3 protein-coding genes are annotated in these 2,752 nt (G+C 76.4%); 1 reads left to right on the top strand and 2 read right to left on the bottom strand.

Annotation, left to right across the window (positions count from 1 at the left end):
• Positions 1-43 precede the first annotated feature (43 nt).
• Complete coding sequence (locus AE652_RS39080) at positions 44-706, bottom strand: DUF5819 family protein (protein ID WP_049660264.1); 663 nt, start codon at positions 704-706, stop codon at positions 44-46.
• Between the two features lie 93 nt (positions 707-799).
• The gene (locus tag AE652_RS44550; protein WP_063780416.1) at positions 800-2,020 is read right to left on the bottom strand and encodes a rhodanese-like domain-containing protein; all 1,221 of its coding nucleotides are present in this window, start codon (positions 2,018-2,020) and stop codon (positions 800-802) included.
• A gap of 215 nt (positions 2,021-2,235) precedes the next feature.
• On the opposite strand from AE652_RS44550, the gene AE652_RS39070 reads away from it, so the two are divergent.
• A partial coding sequence (locus AE652_RS39070) for a PAS domain-containing protein (RefSeq protein WP_234348704.1) occupies positions 2,236-2,752 on the top strand: 517 nt, incomplete at its 3' end.

Here is a 2,752-nt window from a genome sequence, read left to right as displayed (position 1 = left end):
TTGGCGAGAGCCCGGGCGACCAGTGCCCGTACCGTCGCCTCGTTCATCCGAGCAGCCCCCGGTAGTCCTCGTCCGCCACCGGCCACCACGGCAGCTCCCGCACCCGGGGCGCCGCCGGCGCGGGCTCGCCGCTCCAGGACGGCGGCGGGACGGTGACCGCGGTCGAGCGGAACTGGATCTCCAGGACCCGTTCGCCGTCCGCCTCCCGGCCGATCCGCTGCAGGGCGATCCGCTTGAGGTACTGCTCGGCGAGCCGGCCGCGCGGGGAGGCCGGGCTCTCGTCCTGCGGGTTGTGCGTGCCGTCGTAGAAGTCCCAGGCCCGGCGCAGCAGGTTCTGGTCGACGTGGCTGGGCGCCGGGTTGCCCCGTATCGCGGCGATGTCCTGCGCGGTCAGCCCGATCCAGTCCCCGGTACGGGTGGCCCCGGCGGGCGCGGCGGTGCGGACCCGGGCGTCCACGCTCACGTTCTGCTGGAGCGGGTTGGGCGCGAACAGCTTCCAGTTCTGCTCGAACTCCGGGTACACCAGGCCGTCGACCTCGTCCCGGTACTGCCGGGACACCGAGTTGGCGGGCGCGACGTGCAGGAAGACCGCGGCGAGGAACAGCCCGGTGCCGCCGGCCAGCACCGCCCCGGCGAAGCCGAGGACCAGCTGCGCGGGCCTGGACCAGGCCCGTCCGGCAGCCGGCCGGTCCGTCGTCTCGGTCATGGCCTCCCCCGACCGGTCGGCGGGCACCGCCGACCCGGTGCCGGCGCGCTCGCGCGCGCCCATCCTGCCCTAAGGGCCGTGGGGCGGGGGCCGTCAGAGGACGAAGGCCTCCTGGCCGGTGCTGCTCACCATCGGACGGCCCGCACCCTGCCAGGCGTACATCCCGCCGTCCACGTTCACGGCCTCCCGGCCCTGCTGCACCAGGTACTGGACGACCTGCGCGGAGCGGCCGCCGACCCGGCAGAGCACGTACAGCTTCTCGTCCGGCAGCTCGCCGAGCCGGGCGATCACCTCGCCGATCGGGATGTGCAGGGCGCCGTCCACGTGGCCGGCGTCCCACTCGTCCTGCTCGCGCACGTCCAGCAGGGCGGCGTCGGCGGGCACGGCGGCGGCGTCGGCGGAGGGGATCTGCGGGAACATCGTGTGGCTCTCCTGGGATTCGGTCGGGTGCGTGCCATTGTCGCCCACCGGCGCCGTGCCGTGGGCGCCGGAGGACGGGCCGTCCGCCGGGGCCGGGCCACCGAGCAGCCGCGCCAGCTCGGCCTGCTGCCCGGCGGCCTTGGCCAGCAGCTCCTCGGCGAGCTGTTCCAGCAGCCGGTCCGGGTCCTGCGGGGCGAGGGCGAGCAGCTGCCCCATCGGGGTCTGCTCCAGCCGGACCTGCTCGGCGGCGGTCTCGGCGATCTTGGCGGTCAGCCAGTCCAGCCGGCGGCGCAGCCAGTCCGAGCGGTCGGGGGAGTCGACGGCCGGCGCGGCCTCCGGCGCGGTGGACCACTCGGCGGCCAGGGCCCCCAGCGCGCCCGCGTCCCCGTACGCGTAGGCCTCGTTGACCCGGACCAGGAAGGCGGCCCGGCGCTGCTGCTCGCCCGGGTCGGTGGTCAGGTCGGGGTGGGCGCGGCGGACCAGCTCGCGGTAGATCCGCTGGGCCTCCTTGCCGGGCCGCACCCGCTCCGGCGCGGCGGGCGGCGGCGGGGCCGGCTCGCCGTCCTGGCCGGTCTGCTCCCGCACCGAGTCGAACAGCGCGTCCAGGTCGGGCAGTTCGTCGACCTGCCGGCGCGCCTCGGCGGCCCGGCGCAGGTCCTCCGGCAGGCCGGTGCGGGCCGCCACGGCCTCGGCGACCAGCGCGTCCAGCTCGTCCAGCCGGGCGTAGAGCGGGCCGAGCAGCTGGTGGTGGATCAGCGCGAAGTTGTCGATCTCGACCCGCAGCGTCTGGACGTCCACGTCCATGCTGAGCCAGGCCAGCTCGGCGGCGGCGACCCGCTCCTCCAGTGCCTGCTGCTCCGGGTCGGTCCAGCGGGCGGGGCTCTGCGCGCTCAACTTCTCGCCTCTGTCTCGTCCGGCCGGCGGCGTCCTGCGGACCACTCGTACGGGCGGTCCGGCCTGCCACCCTACCGCCGTGATCGCGGGCCCCGTCCGGGTGAACCGGGGGTACGGACCGGCGCGCGGCGCGCGACACGCAACCGATCCTGAGGAATCTCCCCGTTTCGGTGTCGAGCCCGGCCCGGTCCGTGCTTCGCTGGTATCCGCACAGCGTGCCTTCCTCCGGAGAGACGGCCGCCCCGGGCGCGGCGGCCAGGCGGGAGCAGAGCGAATCCATGGTGGCCGAGTCCAACTCCACACCGCGGCCGGCGGGCGACGGAACCGCGCCGGGCGACCACCCGACGGGGGTGGCCGCCCTGGTCCGGCTCGCCCCCGTCCTGGTCGACCGGTCCGGCCGGATCGCGCAGTGGGGGCGGGCCGCCGAGGAGCTCTTCGGCCACCGCGCCGACGTCGCCCACGACCGCCCGGCCTCCGGCCTGCTGCCCGCCCTGGAGTCGCGGGTGCTCGAACGCTGCTCCGTCCGCCGTCCCTGCGACGCGTTCGACACCCTCGCCGAGCGGACGGCCGACGGCCGCCCCTGGATCGGAAGGCTGACCGTCACCGACCGCGAGGAGCACCAGCGCGACGTGCTCTGGTGGGCGTACCCGCTGCCCGGCCCGGTCGGCGGGCTGCTGGCGCTGGCCGCCGACGCCCGCCCGCTGCGCGCCACCGGGCCGCGGCTCGCGCTCG

Origin of the sequence: Kitasatospora sp. MY 5-36 (assembly GCF_001182915.1) — a bacterium.
Classification (GTDB): domain Bacteria; phylum Actinomycetota; class Actinomycetes; order Streptomycetales; family Streptomycetaceae; genus Kitasatospora.
The sequence above is the reverse complement of the archived record's forward strand: the minus strand, read 5'-3'. Positions and strand labels throughout refer to the sequence as shown.